The sequence below is a fragment of the Bacillus stercoris genome (genome assembly GCF_029772985.1).
GTDB classification, from domain to species: Bacteria; Bacillota; Bacilli; order Bacillales; family Bacillaceae; genus Bacillus; species Bacillus stercoris.
Genome location: NZ_CP121861.1, coordinates 1,893,394 through 1,909,237, shown reverse-complemented (window position 1 = coordinate 1,909,237; position 15,844 = coordinate 1,893,394). Strand labels below are relative to the sequence as shown.

The window sequence follows — 15,844 nt, the reverse complement described above, 5'->3', positions numbered from 1 at the left end:
TTTTTTTATTGCTTTACACTCGTTTTAAATGGCAGATCAAGTTTTACAATATCTTCGTATGTTTCTCGCTTCACGACTAAATGAGCCTCACCGTTTTCGACAAATACGACGGCAGGTCTCGGAATACGGTTATAATTGTTGGCCATGCTGTATCCGTAAGCGCCTGTACAAAAAACGGCAAGAAGATCGCCTTCTTTAACTTCCGGCAGGTCAATATCCCAAATCAGCATATCTCCGCTTTCACAGCACTTTCCAGCAATCGATACCGTTTTGTCATGCGCTTCTCCGATCCGATTGGCTGTCGCAGCTTCATATTTAGCTTGGTAAAGCGCAGGACGAATATTGTCGTTCATGCCTCCGTCTACTGCCACATACTGGCGGACACCCGGCACTTCTTTTTGTGAGCCAACCGTATAAAGGGTTGTGCCTGCGTCTCCTACGAGAGAACGGCCTGGTTCGATCCAAATTTCCGGGATATCAAAACCGTAACGGGAAGCATTTTCTTTCACAGCTTCGATAATTTTTTCGACGTATTCAGTGGCGTGAAGCGGTTCATCCTCTTCCGTATAACGGATGCCGAAACCTCCTCCTAGATTCAACACCTTGGATATAAATGAGTATGAATCTCTCCACTCGTCTAGTTTTTTGAAGATTTTTTCTGCTGCTAACACAAAACCGGCCGTATCAAAAATTTGCGATCCGATATGGCAATGGACACCCAGCAGCTGAATGTGTTCCGATTGTAGTACTTGTTCAATCGCCCGCTCAGTTTGTCCGTTATGAAGATCAAAACCAAACTTTGAATCTTCTTGCCCCGTCGTAATGTAGTCATGCGTATGCGCTTCTACTCCGGGCGTGATCCGAAGCAGAACATCGATGGAGTGTCCCGTTTCTTTACATAGGTCTTCAAGTAGCGCAATTTCATAGAAATTATCCACCACAATGCAGCCGATACGGTGCTCAAGCGCCATCCGCAGTTCTTCCCTGCTTTTATTGTTTCCATGAAAGTGAATGCGTTCTGCCGGAAAGCCTGCCGCAACAGCCGTATAAAGCTCTCCTCCGGATACGACATCTAAAGAAAGTCCCTCTTCCTCAGCGAGCTGAATCATTGCAACTGATGAGAATGCTTTGCTTGCATATGCCACCTGTGCTTTCAGCCCTGCGGAAATAAAAGCCTGCTTAAAGCTTTTAGCACGCTCACGTATTAAAGCCACATCATATACGTAAAGAGGTGTACCATATTTCTCCGCTAAATAGAGAGCATCCACACCTCCGATTTCTAAATGACCATGTTGATTTTGTCTGCTTGTGCCGTGTAAGAACAATGTCATTCCCTCTTTCTCCGCTTATGGATGAAAGGACAGTTTTACGGACTGTCCCATCATAATTAAGACATACATTATCATACTCTTCAGTCAGTTTCAATGCGATTATGAATTGGTAGGCTGTCTTAAGCGATTTTTGGGGTGAACGATACTGGGCCTAACTTTTGCGCCAGGTTTCGCTGTGCGGACAAGAACCTGCCACAGCGCCTTTCCGTTAAAGGGAATCAGCGGCCATAAGTACGGTGTCTGAAGGGATTTGATGCTTGCCATAGCAATAATTAGCACTGTAAATCCAATAACGAGCCCTTTTATATGAAATAAGGCAACGAGTATCATGAGGACAAGGCGGCTCATTTTGTTTGCCAAGCTTAATTCATAACTAGGCGTCGTAAAGGTTCCAATCGCCGCAAGTGAGACGTACAGAATCACCTCAGGCGAAAAAAGGCCGACTTCAATCGCAATCTGCCCGATCAGAACAGCGGCAATTAAACCCATTGCTGTCGATAAAGCTGTCGGGGTGTGAATGGCAGCCATTCTGAGAAACTCGATTCCTAAGTCCGCTAAAAATATTTGCAGGATGATCGGGATATGTGTATCTTTATTTAAACCGATAAATTTCATATTGTCCGGAAGCAGATCAGGCTGGAGCACAAAGAGAAACCAGATCGGAAGAAATAAAGTAGAAGCAAGAATACCGAAAAATCTTACCCATCTTAAAAAGGTCCCGACTGAAGGCGCCTGCCTATATTCTTCCGCATGCTGCACGTGGTGAAATAAAGTCGTCGGGGTAATGATCACACTAGGCGATGTATCCACTATAATGACAACATGGCCCTCAAGAACATGATTCGCGGCCACATCCGGTCTCTCTGTGTAGCGCACGAGCGGAAAAGGATTATAGTTTTGATTAACAATGAATTCCTCGACAGTTTTGTCGGCCATTGTTAATCCATCGACATCAATGGATGCAACTTCCTTTTCCACGATCTCAACCAGATCCGGATCAGCTATATCTTCTATATAACAAATGCTTAAATCCGTCTTTGACCGCTCGCCAACTTTCGTCATCTTGACTCGAAGGCGTTCGTCTCTGATCCGCCTTCTGAGAAGGGCCGTATTGACGACGATATTTTCAACAAATCCGTCTCTGGCTCCCCTGACTACCTTTTCCGTATCTGGTTCTTCCGGATTTCTGCCCGGATAGCTCCTGACATCAATGATAAATGCGAAGCCTGCGCCTTCAACAATGACTGCGACGAGCCCGGACAGCACTTGGTCGGTGGTTTCATCCAAGGTTTTTACTTTTTCGACCTGGGCGTTAAGCAATCTGTTTTCGACGATATCTACCAGCTCATCAGGATCTTCTTTCCGATTGTTAATGGCAACAAGCTCTCTCATTAAATGAATAATATAAGCCGTATCGCATAATCCATTTAGATAGTAAAGCTGGATCTCTTTGTCTAAAATAATGAGCTTGCGAACACCTACATCATAGCTTGTCCCCATTCCGACACGTTTTTTGAAGTACTCTTCATTTTTAGCTGGATTCCGATAAACCCGAATTTTCTCTTCCTTGTGGTCCGCCATGATATCCGCTCCTTTCTAAAATAAACTCGACCGCTTTCATGGTGATTGGCGACCCTTTTGAGATATCGTCTTTTCTGCCCATTTTCCCAATATCCCCGATACCGACAATAAGCGGGAGATCAAGTTTATCAAGGCAATAGACAGTATCTCCACTCATTCTGTGGTCATCAAATTCTCTTTCCCCGACTTTATCGACGCCATATTCAGTTACTTCTCCATTGCGGTCAATGCTTACATCGACCCTGGTCCATTCAGCCTGATGTGTTTTTGACGCGACCGCAATCACACCGAGCACTTCAATAGACGGATGGGTCGCGACATAGGTCAGAGCGGCTTCTCCCGGACCCTCTCCTTGAAGGCCGGAGTCGTCAAACATGACAAATACAGGATCATCCGGTGCTGAGGCGATCAGCTTGACGAGCTCGGCGCCGCTGCGGGTGGAGGGGTTCCCTTTCGATTGTGAAATACATCGGCCTCCTACTTTTCTTGCGGCGTATTCAATTGTTTTAGCGGCATACACATCCCCGTCTGTTACCAGTATGACCTTGCGTTTTGTTGTCATGTCGGCATTATCCTTTCGGTTTGAAAATAACAGCTACGATAAAAGCGAAGAGAATGGCGGCTGAGATACCGGCAGATGTCAGTTCAAAAATTCCCATGCCGATTCCGATAAATCCGTGTATATGCGCCTGATGCATGGCACCGTGTAAAAGACTGTGACCAAAGCTGACGATCGGAACGGTGGCGCCTCCTCCGGCAAATTCAATAAATTTATCGTAAATGCCGAAACCATCTAATATGGCACCGATTACAACGAATGTTGTCATGACATGAGCTGGCGTCAATTTGAAAATGTCCAAGAGCAGCTGGCCGACGATACAAATGGCACCGCCACATACAAAAGCCAAAAGATAATCCATGTTAAGATGCACCTCCTGCACGCTCAAATACAACCCCGTGGGCGATAGTCGGGATGCTTTCTTTTTGCTGGATCATCGTCGGGCTTAACAGCGCACCGGTCGCCACGACAAATACACGGTTTAATTTTCCTTCTCTCAGCTGCTTAAAAATATGAGAGTAGGTGACAACCGCTGAACAAGCACAGCCGCTCCCCCCGGCAAAGACCTGCTGATCCGGGGTATAAATCAGAAGCCCGCAATCATCATGCTTTGTGCCGACTGGATATCCATCTTCTTTTAAGATGTCTTTTACGATTGGAGAACCGACGCCTGACAGGTCACCTGTCAGGATAAGATCGTAGTCATCCGCTGTCCGGTTTAGATCTTTAAAGTGCTGCTTAATCGTATCAGCTGCAGCCGGGGCCATAGCCGATCCCATATCAAAAGGATCTGTAATTCCTAAATCAGAAACCTTTCCGACAGTCGCACTTGTGATTTGAATATCACTCGGTGTCTGACTGATGACAACTGCACCGCTTCCGGTTACAGTGGAGGTAGCAGTGTCCGGTTTTTGGCCTCCGTATTCTGTCGGATAGCGAAACTGTCTTTCCGCTGTTGCATTGTGACTGCTGGTAGCAGCGAGTGCCCTTTTGGCAAACCCGCCGTCAACTAACGCTGATGCGACAGCCACTGTTTCCATTGATGTTGAACAAGCGCCAAACATACAAAGAAACGGGATTTTTAAATGTCTTGCCACATAGTTAGCCGTCACGTTTTGGTTCAGCAAGTCGCCTGCCAGCAATAGATCAATATCATCTTTTGTCAGATTGTTTTTTTGAAGCGCAACATTTATAGCGTCTTCCATTAGCTGCCGTTCCGCCATTTCCCAGCTTTTTTGATTGCAATGCATTTCGTCATAGGTTTTATCAAATAAAGAGCCGAGCGGTCCGTCTTTTTCCTTTGGTCCTGCTGCCGTTCCCGCTGAGTTCACAAATAAGGGATGTTCAAATACCCAGGTTTGCTTTCCTGTTAATTTCATTTTCTTCTCCTCCTATGACATCAGTTTCTCAAAAGCAAACCGAATCATTCCAACGATGTATGCAGCAACAACTCCGAAAACAATAACATTTCCTGCCAGTTTAAACATATTTGTCGCTACTCCAAGCACTAATCCTTCACTTTTATATTCAAGAGCCGCGCTTGCCATACTGTTGGCAAAACCTGTGACAGGTACGGCTGAACCTGCGCCTGCGAATTGTCCGATTCTGTCATAGATGCCGAACCCTGTAAGCAGGGCAGAAATTAATATCAGCGTTGCAGCCGTTGGATTTCCCGCAGTTTTTTCATTAAAATCAAAAAAATGGATGTAGAAATTTTGCAGACCTTGCCCGATTGCACAAATCAGTCCGCCCACTAAAAAGGCTTTTACACAGTTCCAGACGTAAGGCGGCTTAGGCTGATATGTTTTTACTTTTGATTTGTAATTTTCTTTAATGTTTGTCATCTTGAAACCTCCTTATGAATGGTCAATAAAGTATAGCCAATGAAATAAAGATCCCGCGATTTTCCCAATCACGATGGCCATTAACAGAATAATGATTTTACTTCTGAGCCCGATTCGTTTTGCCAAAATCGGCAGGACATTTAAAACCTCTGTAAGGGCAGCCGCTAGCATCCCGACAAACAAACCTGCCAGAAGTCCAACCGGCACAGCTATCCATTTTGTCAGATAAAGATGATTCATATGAAGCGTCTCCCATCCCCCGCAAACCGCGCCAAGAATAACAGCCGCTTCATAAGCCTGGACAAATCTCATTGTTTTGGTGAGCTGCATCAGCCGCGGAATGATCCCCATTACGGTTAAAAAAGCAACGAAACCTGCCCCCACCGTTATGCCTCCGCCGAGCCCGACAAAAATAATGAACAATACACTAACGATCATGCAGATCCTTTATGGTTTCTTGATTCTCGTGCATGGCCACATATTGATCGAGATCAAGCTGATAGTTAAACATCTCAACCTCCAGCGGGCTGGGCTCTTCATTTAGGCGCTTTTTAAATATGTGGTTGAAAAACACGATCATCCCCAGTCCCAAACCGATGCTGTATGGGATTTGAAGCAAATATGGATAGTCATTCCTCTCTCCGGTTATGATTTCATATAGTGCGATATGAACATCTCTCATGCTTACATCCTCATGAAAGTTCATGATGGCAAGACACGATCCGATAAACAGAAGCAGCCAGACACCGATAAACAGAACCGTTGATAATTTCCGTTTTCGATACTGAATTTCAACAATGGCTTCTGCTCCGCCTACTGTTTGAACATCAAGTGTCGGATCTTGTAAGTGAATGGCTTTGAGGACCTGTATGATATCCAGAATTACGATATTTTTATCTTTTTCGCTCACTTGATAAAGCGGCATAGCCGAAAGTTTCTTTTTCAGCTGAAGCTGCCCTTCTATTTGCGCGGCATCTCCAACGGTAATGATATCCCCTGGATGTGCCAGCACCCGGTGGCGAAGCCGGATAAATATTCGTCGTTCCATCATTGATCACCATCTTTCGGTGGTTATATATGTAGTATGTGGTTCGATTTTGTTCTCATTCATCCGCTCGAAAAGACCATAAATTACCACGCTTTTGCACACAAAAAAGCTAGCCTGCACTGCAGACTAGCCATCCGTATGATCCATTTGAACCTTAATCTGTTTTAATATTTTCTTTTCAAGTCTGGAAACCTGTACTTGAGAGATCCCGAGCCGTTCAGCCACCTCGGACTGTGTCTGGTCCTTATAATATCTGAGATAAACGATTAATTTTTCCCTTTCCTCCAAATCGTTGATCGCTTCTTTCAGCGCAATTTTGTCAAACCATTTTTCTTCTGAGTTGTCAGCGATTTGATCAAGCAGGGTAATCGGATCTCCGTCATTTTCATAAACGGTTTCGTGGATTGAAGATGGAGCCCTTACCGCCTCTTGGGCCAGTACAACATCTTCTGCTTCAATCTCCAAATGGTCAGCGATCTCCTGCACCGTCGGCACTCTGCCCAGTGTTTTCGAAAGCTCATCCTTGGCGCGCCGAATTTTGTTTCCGAGCTCTTTTAATGACCTTGATACTTTTACGGTTCCGTCATCACGGATAAACCGCTGGATTTCTCCGATAATCATCGGCACTGCATACGTTGAAAAACGCACATCATAGGTTAAATCAAATTTGTCAACAGATTTTAACAGCCCGATGCAGCCGATCTGGAAGAGATCGTCAGGCTCATATCCTCTGTTTAAAAACCGCTGTACGACAGACCAAACAAGACGCATGTTTTTTTCTATGAGGAGGTCTCTTGCCTGCTGGTCGCCATTTTGGCTTTGTTTGATTAACTCCTTTACTTCATGATCCTTCAGCTGAGCGTTTTTGCCGTTTTTCTTAACCTCCACATCCATAACAAATCTCCTTAATTACAAAGCGCTTTGCTTTTTGATAAGTGCTTTGTTAAGCGAATCGTTGTTCCCATTTCAGGCGATGAATCGATACTGACATCATCCATGAAATTTTCCATAATGGTAAAGCCCATTCCAGAACGCTCAAGCTCAGGCTTAGTCGTGAATAAAGGCTGGCGGGCTTCATCAAGATCTGTTATGCCCAAGCCTTCATCACGAATGGTCATATAAACGACATGATCCTCCAGCGTTACAGAAATGTAAACTTTTCCGTCACAGTTTTCTTCATATCCATGGATAATCGCATTCGTGACAGCCTCTGACACGACTGTTTTGATTTCAGTCAATTCATCCATTGTCGGGTCCAGCTGAGCTATAAATGAAGCAACTGTCACACGGGCGAATGATTCATTCTGGCTGAGGGCAGAAAACTCAAGGTGCATTTCATTTTTCATGATGCCACCCCCAGTGTAAGCAGAGCCTTCTGCTCAGATTGTTCAAATCGGATAATTTTAAACAGACCTGACATATCAAACAACCGCTTCACCGCAGGAGAGATAGCGCAAACGACCATTTCTCCGCCAATTTGCTTAATTTGCTTGTATCTTCCTAAAATGACGCCAAGCCCCGAGCTGTCCATAAAGGAAAGGTCCTCCAGGTTCAGCACGATATGACGAATATCATCCTTCTCCAATGATTGAGTCACTTTTTGTTTCAGGGTTTCAGCCGTATGGTGATCGAGTTCGCCTGTTAATCGAATACAAAGCACAGATTCTTTGACATGCATGTCAATTCCAAGGCTCATGCTCATTCCTCCTTGATATGATCGGATAATGAGTGTTTCGATTTCGACGGAATGAATTCCTTCACCGTGACAAAACTAGTGGTCATTCGGCATAATTACTTAAATTTTGTCCAGTCTCCCATCGTCCGCTTCAAGAATGTGATAAACCCGGCTTTCTTCATATCTTCTTTTGCAGCAACTGGACTTTCAGCGAGTACTTCTCCATCCTTTTTCAGAACAAGAGTGCCAAGCTCTTGGCCTTTTTGAATCGGAGCACTGATATTGTCCTTCATCTTGATTTCTTTCTTCACATTGTTCATATCCTCGCCTTTTTTCGTCAATATTGAAATCGGCTCAGATGTAGTGAGTTCGATCAATTTTTGTTTCCCTTTTTTGACCTTTACTTTTGCTACTGTTTCATTTCGTTTATATAAAGGATGCGTTTCATATTGACTAAAGGCGAAATCAAGCATCTTTGTCACTTGCGCGTTTCTTTCTTTAGGTGTGCTCGCTCCAAATACAACTGCGATGGCCCGCATGTTCCCTTTTTTAGCCGAAGCAGTCAGACAATATTTCGCTTCACCTGTATAGCCTGTTTTGACGCCGTCTACACCAGGGTAAAACTTGATCAGGCGATTCGTATTCACAAGCCAAAACTTTTTATCTGTATTTTCACGCAGGTAATCTTCATACGTGCCGGTAAACTTCGTAATTGATTCGTATTTCAATAATTCCTTAGCCATGATTGCCATGTCATAAGCAGAGCTGTAATGTCCTTCCTCTGTCAATCCGGTCGGGTTTTTGAAGGCTGTATTTTTCAATCCCAGCTCTTTTGCTTTTTTGTTCATTTTCTGAACAAATTCTTCTTCAGAGCCGGAAATAAATTCAGCCATGGCTACAGAAGCGTCATTTCCTGAAGCGATTGCGATACCCTTCAGCATTTCTTTGACAGTCATTTCTTCGCCGGGCTCAAGGAAGATCTGTGAGCCGCCCATTGACGCCGCATGCTCGCTTGTACGGACCTTATCACTCATTTTGATTTTGCCTTTATCTAAAGCTTCCATAATCAAAAGCATCGTCATAATTTTCGTCATGCTTGCAGGCGCCAGTCTCTCATTGCTGTTCTTGTTGTAAAGCACTTTTCCCGTGTCACGTTCTATCAGCACCGCAGACTTCGCTTCATGAGCAAGCTCCGATGTGCGTTTTCCGTCTTGTTTTGCAAATGCAGACGGTGCAAATGTAAGCAGCATTATACCAATCAACAAAGTGGATAAAAGACGTTTCATCTCAAAAGCCCTCCATTTCATAATCCTTTTTATTTTTTCCAAGCGGGATGGTTTTATACGCCACTGATGGAAAATGTTTCGAATTTTGGGCACAAAAAAAGACAGCTGTGTGATATCCGACACAGCTGTCTTTTGGTCTTGCTTCGATTCTTTTTTATTCGTATTGAGCGACGACCGCTTTAACAAGCTTCAAAAATCCAGCTTTTACTTTTTCGGTCACTTCCATTACTTCATCGTGACTTAAAGGCTGATCCAGAATTCCGGCTGCCGCGTTAGAGATGCAGGAAATGCCAAGAACCCGCATTCCCGCATGATTCGCCACAATGACTTCCGGAACAGTAGACATGCCGACTGCATCAGTGCCCATCGTTCTTAAGAAACGGACTTCTCGGTGTTTCGTAAGAAGGTCCTGTCACAGCAGTATACACGCCTTTTTGAATTGGAATATTAAGGTCTTTCGCAATCTTTTCAGCCAAGCTGGATAGCTCTTTGTCATAGGCTGAAGACATATCTGGAAATCTGGCGCCGAAATCTGCTTCGTTTGGCCCGATTAACGGGTTTGTCCCCATAAAGTTGATATGATCGGTAATAATCATTAAGTCTCCCGCACGGAATTCAGTGTTGACACCGCCTGCGGCATTTGTCACAATCAATGCTTCCACGCCGAGCGCTTTCATCACGCGTACTGGGAATGTCACTTTCTCCATTGAGTAGCCTTCATAGAAATGAAAGCGGCCCTGCATTGCAATGACGGAAACTCCTTCAAGAGTGCCCAGCACAAGCTGTCCGGCATGCCCTTCAACAGTAGATACCGGGAATTCAGGTATGTCTTCATATTTCAGCTTGACCGGATTTTCGATTTCGTCCGCCAAAATGCCAAGACCTGAGCCTAAAATAAGGCCGATCTTCGGAGATTCCGGCAGGTTTTGTTTAATAAAAGCGGCTGCGCGTTCAATTCTGTCCTTCAAGAAACAGTCCCCCTATTGTAATAAAGATAAAAAGCTTTTCCCGTATTTCGGTTTATTTGTTTGGAAATTATCAGCGATCGTTGCGCCGATATCGGCAAATGTATCTGCGAGCGGCAGCATTTGCGCTTTTTTATGTTTTTTGCTGTAAGCGAGAATCGGCACATACTCGCGTGTATGGTCAGTCCCATGATGAATCGGATCATTGCCGTGGTCTGCTGTAATAATCAACAGATCGTCTTCCTTCATTTTTTCAAGCACTTCCGGAAGCCGCGCATCAAATTCTTCAAGCGCGCGTCCGTAGCCTTCAGGGTCACGGCGGTGTCCGAATAAGGCGTCAAAATCAACAAGGTTCGCAAAGCTGAGACCCGTAAAGTCTTCTCCCAGCGTATCGATCACCTTGTCCATTCCATCCATATTAGAAACCGTTCTCCGTGAAGAAGTAATGCCTTCTCCGTCGTAAATATCAGAGATTTTTCCGATTGAAATCACATCTAAGCCGCTGTCCTTCAATTCATTCATGACAGTGCGGTCAAACGGCTTAAGCGCATAGTCATGGCGGTTTGGCGTCCGTTTAAATTGCCCCGGCTCTCCGACGAACGGCCGTGCAATAATGCGGCCAACCATATACTTCGGATCAAGCGTCAGTTCTCTCGCCGTTTCACAAATGCGGTACAGCTCTTCAAGCGGCACAACCTCTTCGTGAGCGGCAATTTGCAGAACAGAGTCAGCAGACGTGTAAACAATTAAAGCTCCTGTTTCCATGTGCTCCTGGCCAAGCTCATCCAAAATCGCCGTGCCTGAAGCCGGCTTGTTTCCGATTATTTTGCGTCCAGATCTCTTTTCCAGCTCTTGAAGCAATTCATCAGGAAAGCCTTCCGGGAACACTTTAAAGGGTTTATCAATGTATAAGCCCATAATCTCCCAATGGCCGGTCATTGTATCTTTGCCGTTTGACGCTTCTTGCATTTTTCCATAATACGCAAGCGGATGTTCTGTTTTTTCTACACCTTTGATATCTTCGATAAGACCAAGGCCGAGTTTTGCCATATTCGGCATATGTAATCCGTTCATATGCTCGGCAATATGCCCGAGCGTATGAGCGCCTTCGTCATTAAAGTCAGCGGCATCCGGCGCTTCGCCAATTCCGACTGAGTCCATCACAATTAAAAACACACGATTATATTTGTATGCAGGCATCTTGAAAGCCTCCTTTTTTTCTATACGTCTATTGTATCGCTAAGAGGTCTGACAACTCAAGTATAAACCGTTTTCATTACCGTTGACAATGCATTTGGAAATAATGAGAAACTTCAATATTTTCTGTCGCTCTAAACAAAAAGCCGCAGCCATCTGCGGCTATGCACGCGGATGAAACTGCTTGTACACATCCTTCAGCCTTGTTTTCGTCACATGCGTATAAATTTGCGTCGTGGATATATCCGCATGACCGAGCATTTCCTGAACCGCTCTTAAATCTGCCCCGTTCTCAAGCAGATGCGTCGCAAAGGAATGCCTGAGTGTATGCGGAGTCAGCTCTTTCTTAATCCCGGCTTCCAACGCGATTTTCTTCAGGTTCTTCCAAAATCCCTGGCGGCTGATCTGTTTGCCGTGATGATTTAAAAAGAGGGCATCAGACACATTGTTCTTTAACAATTTCCCCCTGGCTTTTGTCATATATTCCTCAATGGCGGAAGCGGCTGCTTCACCAATTGGCACGATCCTCTCTTTTCTTCCTTTGCCGAAGCATCGGACAAACCCCATAGATAAATGAACATCAGACGTTTTCAATTCAATCATTTCACTGACTCGTATACCTGTCGCATATAGCAGTTCCAGCATTGCTTTATCCCGATAGCCGAAAGGGCTCGTCAGCTTAGGCGTGTCCAATAATCGCTCGACCTCATTGAGTGCGAGCACTTTCGGAAGCGCCCGTTCCGTCTTTTGTGTTTCGATATGAACGGAAGGGTCCTTGTCCGTCACTTTTTCCCTGAGCAGAAATTGATGAAAAGAGCGAATGGATGCCAAATGCCGCGCCGATGTCTTCCCGGATTTCCCCGAGTCCTTCAAGTGCTTTAAGTATTGGATAATATGTATGCGGGTTGCGTGATTCCAATCCGTAACATGAAGGGTTTCTGTTAAGTAGAGAGAATAGCTTTTCAAGTCACGTTCATAGGATACGATCGTATTTTGAGAGAGCCCTCTCTCTACCATGACGTAGTGGATGAAATCCTTTATTTGATCTTTCACTCTTGATCTACTCCCCGTTTTGGTAAAAAAAGATCAACCGGTCGAACCATCCGCCTTTTTCATCCTGATCCATTTCCACAACTTTTACAGCGGAGCCTTCCGGTTTATCGTACCGATGATAGTTTTCATACTCTTGATTCACCCATATCATAGCATAATAGAACAAAGCGGTAAAACCGGTAAACAGGATGAAAACTTTCAATGCATCGACAGTTGTTTTCAGGAATCTTCCCATGTCCTAATCGATCCTTTCCCTATGGTTCCAGTTATATAAACCATATGCCAAATCAGAAAGGTTTTATACATGGAAACAGCAAAAAACCCTTTCCCCATGAGAAAAGGTTCGCGCTCGGCACCGTCTATTCAGTTTCTTTTCCGTTACAGCGATGGCAAATGCCGTGAAACGTTAATCTATGATCTTTAATCTTAAATTTCCAATCACGTTCAATGATTTCTTCCACGTCTTCAAGCAAATCTTCTTCAATTTCATCAACGGCCCCGCACTCCATGCACACCAAGTGGTGATGAAAGTGGGCTGCGCCCTCTTTCCGAAGGTCGTAACGGGATACGCCGTCTCCAAAGTTAATTTTATCAACGACTTTTAATTCAGTTAATAATTCAAGCGTACGGTATACTGTAGCGAGACCGATCTCAGGAGATTTCTCTTTTACGAGGAGGTATACATCTTCTGCGCTTAAATGGTCTTCTTCGTTTTCAAGCAGCACTCTTACTGTCGCTTCACGCTGAGGCGTAAGTTTATAGCTGGATGAGTGCAGTTGTTTCTTAATTCGATCAATACGGTTTTCCATGTCTTTCCCTCCTACGCCGCATTCCATGACTCATTATAACAAAATAAGCGCAGAGTTCCAACTATAATTATTATAAACTGATAAATAAAACGATTTTCTTTTAATAATTATTTTAAAAAAGTTTCGATGTAAGCTTTTCCATTAATACAGGAGATAAGTATGCTTCAAAGAGAGACGAAATCAGCGCTAAAAGCAGAATAACCAGCAGCACAAAGGCATACCGTCCGAACCATTGAATCGGCGCGTCATGCAGGCTTCGTTTCACGAACAGCTGCCTGATTAACTTTAAAGAAAACGCAATCGCACACGTACCCATAATGAGATACGCCGGAATCAGCAGCACATTTTGCGGCAAAACGGAGACAAATGATAGGAAAAACCCGCTCACTCCCATCTGATTGACAAGGAACCCGACAGTAAAGCCGACCACGATCCCTTTCAGAAAGATCATGATGAAAATAACCGGCATGCCAATGACAGAAATCCCCAGTATCCACATCAGGCCTAAATACTTTGCATTATGAAAGATACTTTGTCCAAACATATCAGCTGAACTTGCCTGTTTTCCATCCGAAAGCTGTCCGAAAAATTGACTTAAATAGTAGTATAAATCTTCTTTCTGGCTGATCGTCATACTGTTGACAATGATCGCGCCAAAGATGACACCCATGAAAAACAGCACTGCAACAAATATATAAAGAGAGAGATGATCTTTGACGTGCCTGAGAAACATGTCCTTATAAGAGATTTTTCGCATACCGTTTCCTCCCGCCCGCTCTATTGATTTGATTTAATAGATTGTATGAAAGAAACACAAAAAGATGCCCCTTTTCAAAAAGAAACGATAGAGAAGAATGCTAGGGGTTTTTTTGGACGAAAAAAAATCCTTATCATCAACTGCCGTATGATCATAAGGATTCTTATGCTTGCGTTTATTCAAAATCTCTTTTTTGCTTTTTGTCATTCTTTCATGTGTGCTGAAAGATGGTGTACTGCCTCTTGATGATGAGACGTCACGTCCGCCGTTTCTCAGTCGATGCTCCCGCTTCTTTTTTGCCTGGCTTTTTGCCATGTGATCACTCCCTTATTTAGTAATGATAACAAAATTGAACACGGATAAGAAAAAAACAGCACCCTGCTAAGGTGCTGTTTAGCTACTTTTATTTTACTGCTGTAAGAGCTGCATGCTCGACAGCTGCTGCTACCTCATGATGGACTTTTGAATCAAGCGGCTGAGGGACCACATCGCCTTGTTTTGTGCAGGCTGCGATGGCCTCTGCTGCTGCGACAAGCATATCATGATTAATTTCCTTGCTCTTTGCGTTAAGCGCTCCTCTAAAAATTCCAGGAAAACCGAGTACATTATTAACAGAACGCCCGTCAGCTGCATATGCAGCGCCAGCCTGCAGTGCGGCCTCCGGCTCAATTTCCGGCTTCGGATTTGATAATGCCAAGATCACCTGGCCGGAACGTACAAATGCCGGTTTGATTAACCCCGGAACTCCAGTTGTAGCAATGACAATATCACATGTTTCCATGAGCTCCTCAATACTGGAAACTGCATGTCCGCCGTATTGTTCAAGACGGTTCATTGCCGCCTCTGATTTGTCTGTTCCGTACACGGCTTTCACGCCATAGGCCATGAACATCCGGCAGATGGCGACGCCTGCTGCGCCCAGGCCGATTTGCCCCACTTTCGCTTCCTTGAGGTCAACCCCCGCACTCCTGCATGCCGAGATGGCAGCAGCCAGCGTCACTACAGCTGTACCATGCTGGTCATCGTGCATAACAGGGATGTTCAGCTCCTCTTTTAGGCGGTCTTCGATTTCAAAGCAATGCGGCGAACCGATATCCTCTAAAAGGATACCGCTAAAACCAGGAGAAATATGTTTTACCGTTTTGATGATTTCTTCAGGATCACTCGTATCAAGCAATATCGGAATGCCGCTAATACCCGCCAGCTGATCAAATAAAGCAGCCTTTCCTTCCATGACAGGCATGCCTGCGACAGAGCCGATATTTCCAAGACCTAAAATAGCGGTTCCATCGGTTACAATCGCGACAGAATTGCTGATCGTTGTATATATAGAAGCCTTTTCAGGTTCTTTTTCAATCAATCGGCACACATCTGCAACACCTGGTGTATAGACACGCCCCAGCTCTGCAAGTGAACGGATCGGCATTTTGCTTTTCATTTGGATTTTTCCGCCTTCATGTGCGGACAGAACTTCATCAGATACGGTGTGAAGTCTGATCCCTTCTCCGAGGGCCTGGACAGCCGCGATCACTTCCTGAAGCTGTTCTTCATTCTCCACTTGAACGGTAATATTCCGCATTGTGTAATTGGGGCCGACTTTTACAGTCTCCACTTCACCAATATCCCCGCCCAGAAGGCCGATTGCCGTAGCCACCCTTCCAAGATTTCCGGGAACCGAAGGCGTTTCGATCATCAGTGTCCGAATCATGTGTTTCGCTATCATTCAGTATCCTCCCCTA

General features: G+C 44.7%; 19 protein-coding genes and 1 pseudogene. All 20 read right to left on the bottom strand.

The window, feature by feature from the left end; all coding sequences use genetic code 11:
- Positions 1 to 5 precede the first annotated feature (5 nt).
- Positions 6 to 1,325 carry a diaminopimelate decarboxylase gene (lysA, locus tag QA442_RS10045; RefSeq protein ID WP_095431640.1) on the bottom strand — a complete coding sequence of 440 codons (1,320 nt, stop codon included), beginning with the start codon at positions 1,323 to 1,325 and terminating at the stop codon, positions 6 to 8.
- Between the two features lie 105 nt (positions 1,326 to 1,430).
- Positions 1,431 to 2,912, bottom strand: a complete 1,482-nt coding sequence (gene spoVAF / locus QA442_RS10040) for a spore germination protein SpoVAF (protein WP_095431493.1) — start codon at positions 2,910 to 2,912, stop codon at positions 1,431 to 1,433.
- Complete coding sequence (gene spoVAEA, locus QA442_RS10035) at positions 2,863 to 3,474, bottom strand: stage V sporulation protein SpoVABEA (RefSeq protein ID WP_095431492.1); 612 nt, start codon at positions 3,472 to 3,474, stop codon at positions 2,863 to 2,865. Before spoVAEA ends, spoVAF begins: the two co-directional genes overlap by 50 nt.
- 7 nt (positions 3,475 to 3,481) lie before the next feature.
- Positions 3,482 to 3,832: a stage V sporulation protein AE gene (spoVAE, locus tag QA442_RS10030; protein ID WP_014664475.1), complete on the bottom strand. Its 351-nt coding sequence runs from the start codon at positions 3,830 to 3,832 to the stop codon at positions 3,482 to 3,484.
- Position 3,833: 1 nt separating this feature from the next.
- The gene (gene spoVAD / locus QA442_RS10025) at positions 3,834 to 4,850 is read right to left on the bottom strand and encodes a stage V sporulation protein AD (RefSeq protein WP_095431491.1); all 1,017 of its coding nucleotides are present in this window, start codon (positions 4,848 to 4,850) and stop codon (positions 3,834 to 3,836) included.
- 12 nt (positions 4,851 to 4,862) lie between these two features.
- Positions 4,863 to 5,315: a stage V sporulation protein AC gene (gene spoVAC, locus QA442_RS10020; RefSeq protein WP_003223947.1), complete on the bottom strand. Its 453-nt coding sequence runs from the start codon at positions 5,313 to 5,315 to the stop codon at positions 4,863 to 4,865.
- 12 nt (positions 5,316 to 5,327) lie between these two features.
- Positions 5,328 to 5,753 (bottom strand): stage V sporulation protein SpoVAB, encoded by a 426-nt coding sequence (gene spoVAB / locus QA442_RS10015; RefSeq protein ID WP_003230463.1) that lies wholly within the window; start codon positions 5,751 to 5,753, stop codon positions 5,328 to 5,330.
- Positions 5,743 to 6,363 (bottom strand): stage V sporulation protein SpoVAA, encoded by a 621-nt coding sequence (spoVAA, locus tag QA442_RS10010; RefSeq protein ID WP_040083772.1) that lies wholly within the window; start codon positions 6,361 to 6,363, stop codon positions 5,743 to 5,745. The genes spoVAB and spoVAA overlap by 11 nt, the downstream gene beginning before the upstream one ends.
- Positions 6,364 to 6,489: 126 nt before the next feature.
- A complete protein-coding gene (gene sigF, locus QA442_RS10005; protein ID WP_095431490.1) occupies positions 6,490 to 7,257 on the bottom strand; it encodes an RNA polymerase sporulation sigma factor SigF in 768 nt (255 codons plus the stop codon).
- An 11-nt stretch (positions 7,258 to 7,268) separates the two neighbouring features.
- The gene (gene spoIIAB, locus QA442_RS10000; protein WP_071580440.1) at positions 7,269 to 7,709 is read right to left on the bottom strand and encodes an anti-sigma F factor; all 441 of its coding nucleotides are present in this window, start codon (positions 7,707 to 7,709) and stop codon (positions 7,269 to 7,271) included.
- Positions 7,706 to 8,059, bottom strand: a complete 354-nt coding sequence (spoIIAA, locus tag QA442_RS09995) for an anti-sigma F factor antagonist (protein ID WP_040082729.1) — start codon at positions 8,057 to 8,059, stop codon at positions 7,706 to 7,708. The genes spoIIAB and spoIIAA overlap by 4 nt, the downstream gene beginning before the upstream one ends.
- 95 nt (positions 8,060 to 8,154) lie before the next feature.
- Positions 8,155 to 9,324, bottom strand: a complete 1,170-nt coding sequence (dacF, locus tag QA442_RS09990) for a D-alanyl-D-alanine carboxypeptidase DacF (RefSeq protein WP_040083771.1) — start codon at positions 9,322 to 9,324, stop codon at positions 8,155 to 8,157.
- A 154-nt stretch (positions 9,325 to 9,478) separates the two neighbouring features.
- A pseudogene (locus tag QA442_RS09985) lies at positions 9,479 to 10,292 on the bottom strand (purine nucleoside phosphorylase I, inosine and guanosine-specific).
- Positions 10,293 to 10,304: 12 nt separating this feature from the next.
- Positions 10,305 to 11,489, bottom strand: coding sequence for a phosphopentomutase (gene deoB, locus QA442_RS09980; protein ID WP_071580438.1), 1,185 nt, complete (start codon positions 11,487 to 11,489; stop codon positions 10,305 to 10,307).
- A 159-nt stretch (positions 11,490 to 11,648) separates the two neighbouring features.
- Entirely contained in the window at positions 11,649 to 12,539 is an 891-nt protein-coding gene (xerD, locus tag QA442_RS09975) for a site-specific tyrosine recombinase XerD (RefSeq protein WP_071580437.1), read from the bottom strand.
- A 7-nt stretch (positions 12,540 to 12,546) separates the two neighbouring features.
- Entirely contained in the window at positions 12,547 to 12,774 is a 228-nt protein-coding gene (locus QA442_RS09970) for a YqzK family protein (RefSeq protein WP_014664484.1), read from the bottom strand.
- 124 nt (positions 12,775 to 12,898) lie between these two features.
- Entirely contained in the window at positions 12,899 to 13,348 is a 450-nt protein-coding gene (gene fur, locus QA442_RS09965; protein ID WP_003223972.1) for a ferric iron uptake transcriptional regulator, read from the bottom strand.
- A 112-nt stretch (positions 13,349 to 13,460) separates the two neighbouring features.
- Positions 13,461 to 14,105, bottom strand: a complete 645-nt coding sequence (gene spoIIM, locus QA442_RS09960; RefSeq protein ID WP_095431489.1) for a stage II sporulation protein M — start codon at positions 14,103 to 14,105, stop codon at positions 13,461 to 13,463.
- A 33-nt stretch (positions 14,106 to 14,138) separates the two neighbouring features.
- Positions 14,139 to 14,420 carry a hypothetical protein gene (locus QA442_RS09955; protein ID WP_231516496.1) on the bottom strand — a complete coding sequence of 94 codons (282 nt, stop codon included), beginning with the start codon at positions 14,418 to 14,420 and terminating at the stop codon, positions 14,139 to 14,141.
- A gap of 88 nt (positions 14,421 to 14,508) precedes the next feature.
- Entirely contained in the window at positions 14,509 to 15,828 is a 1,320-nt protein-coding gene (locus QA442_RS09950; RefSeq protein WP_040082725.1) for a malic enzyme-like NAD(P)-binding protein, read from the bottom strand.
- Between the last annotated feature and the right edge of the window lie 16 nt (positions 15,829 to 15,844).

What these genes read in the sequence shown, in the direction of transcription:
- spoVAF (WP_095431493.1), bottom strand. Translation starts at nt 2,912, where the DNA reads ATGGCGGACCACAAGGAAGAGAAAATTCGGGTTTATCGGAATCCAGCT.
- spoVAEA (WP_095431492.1), bottom strand. Translation starts at nt 3,474, where the DNA reads ATGACAACAAAACGCAAGGTCATACTGGTAACAGACGGGGATGTGTAT.
- spoVAE (WP_014664475.1), bottom strand. Translation starts at nt 3,832, where the DNA reads ATGGATTATCTTTTGGCTTTTGTATGTGGCGGTGCCATTTGTATCGTC.
- spoVAD (WP_095431491.1), bottom strand. Translation starts at nt 4,850, where the DNA reads ATGAAATTAACAGGAAAGCAAACCTGGGTATTTGAACATCCCTTATTT.
- spoVAC (WP_003223947.1), bottom strand. Translation starts at nt 5,315, where the DNA reads ATGACAAACATTAAAGAAAATTACAAATCAAAAGTAAAAACATATCAG.
- spoVAB (WP_003230463.1), bottom strand. Translation starts at nt 5,753, where the DNA reads ATGATCGTTAGTGTATTGTTCATTATTTTTGTCGGGCTCGGCGGAGGC.
- spoVAA (WP_040083772.1), bottom strand. Translation starts at nt 6,363, where the DNA reads ATGGAACGACGAATATTTATCCGGCTTCGCCACCGGGTGCTGGCACAT.
- sigF (WP_095431490.1), bottom strand. Translation starts at nt 7,257, where the DNA reads ATGGATGTGGAGGTTAAGAAAAACGGCAAAAACGCTCAGCTGAAGGAT.
- spoIIAB (WP_071580440.1), bottom strand. Translation starts at nt 7,709, where the DNA reads ATGAAAAATGAAATGCACCTTGAGTTTTCTGCCCTCAGCCAGAATGAA.
- spoIIAA (WP_040082729.1), bottom strand. Translation starts at nt 8,059, where the DNA reads ATGAGCCTTGGAATTGACATGCATGTCAAAGAATCTGTGCTTTGTATT.
- dacF (WP_040083771.1), bottom strand. Translation starts at nt 9,324, where the DNA reads ATGAAACGTCTTTTATCCACTTTGTTGATTGGTATAATGCTGCTTACA.
- deoB (WP_071580438.1), bottom strand. Translation starts at nt 11,489, where the DNA reads ATGCCTGCATACAAATATAATCGTGTGTTTTTAATTGTGATGGACTCA.
- QA442_RS09970 (WP_014664484.1), bottom strand. Translation starts at nt 12,774, where the DNA reads ATGGGAAGATTCCTGAAAACAACTGTCGATGCATTGAAAGTTTTCATC.
- fur (WP_003223972.1), bottom strand. Translation starts at nt 13,348, where the DNA reads ATGGAAAACCGTATTGATCGAATTAAGAAACAACTGCACTCATCCAGC.
- spoIIM (WP_095431489.1), bottom strand. Translation starts at nt 14,105, where the DNA reads ATGCGAAAAATCTCTTATAAGGACATGTTTCTCAGGCACGTCAAAGAT.
- QA442_RS09955 (WP_231516496.1), bottom strand. Translation starts at nt 14,420, where the DNA reads ATGGCAAAAAGCCAGGCAAAAAAGAAGCGGGAGCATCGACTGAGAAAC.
- QA442_RS09950 (WP_040082725.1), bottom strand. Translation starts at nt 15,828, where the DNA reads ATGATAGCGAAACACATGATTCGGACACTGATGATCGAAACGCCTTCG.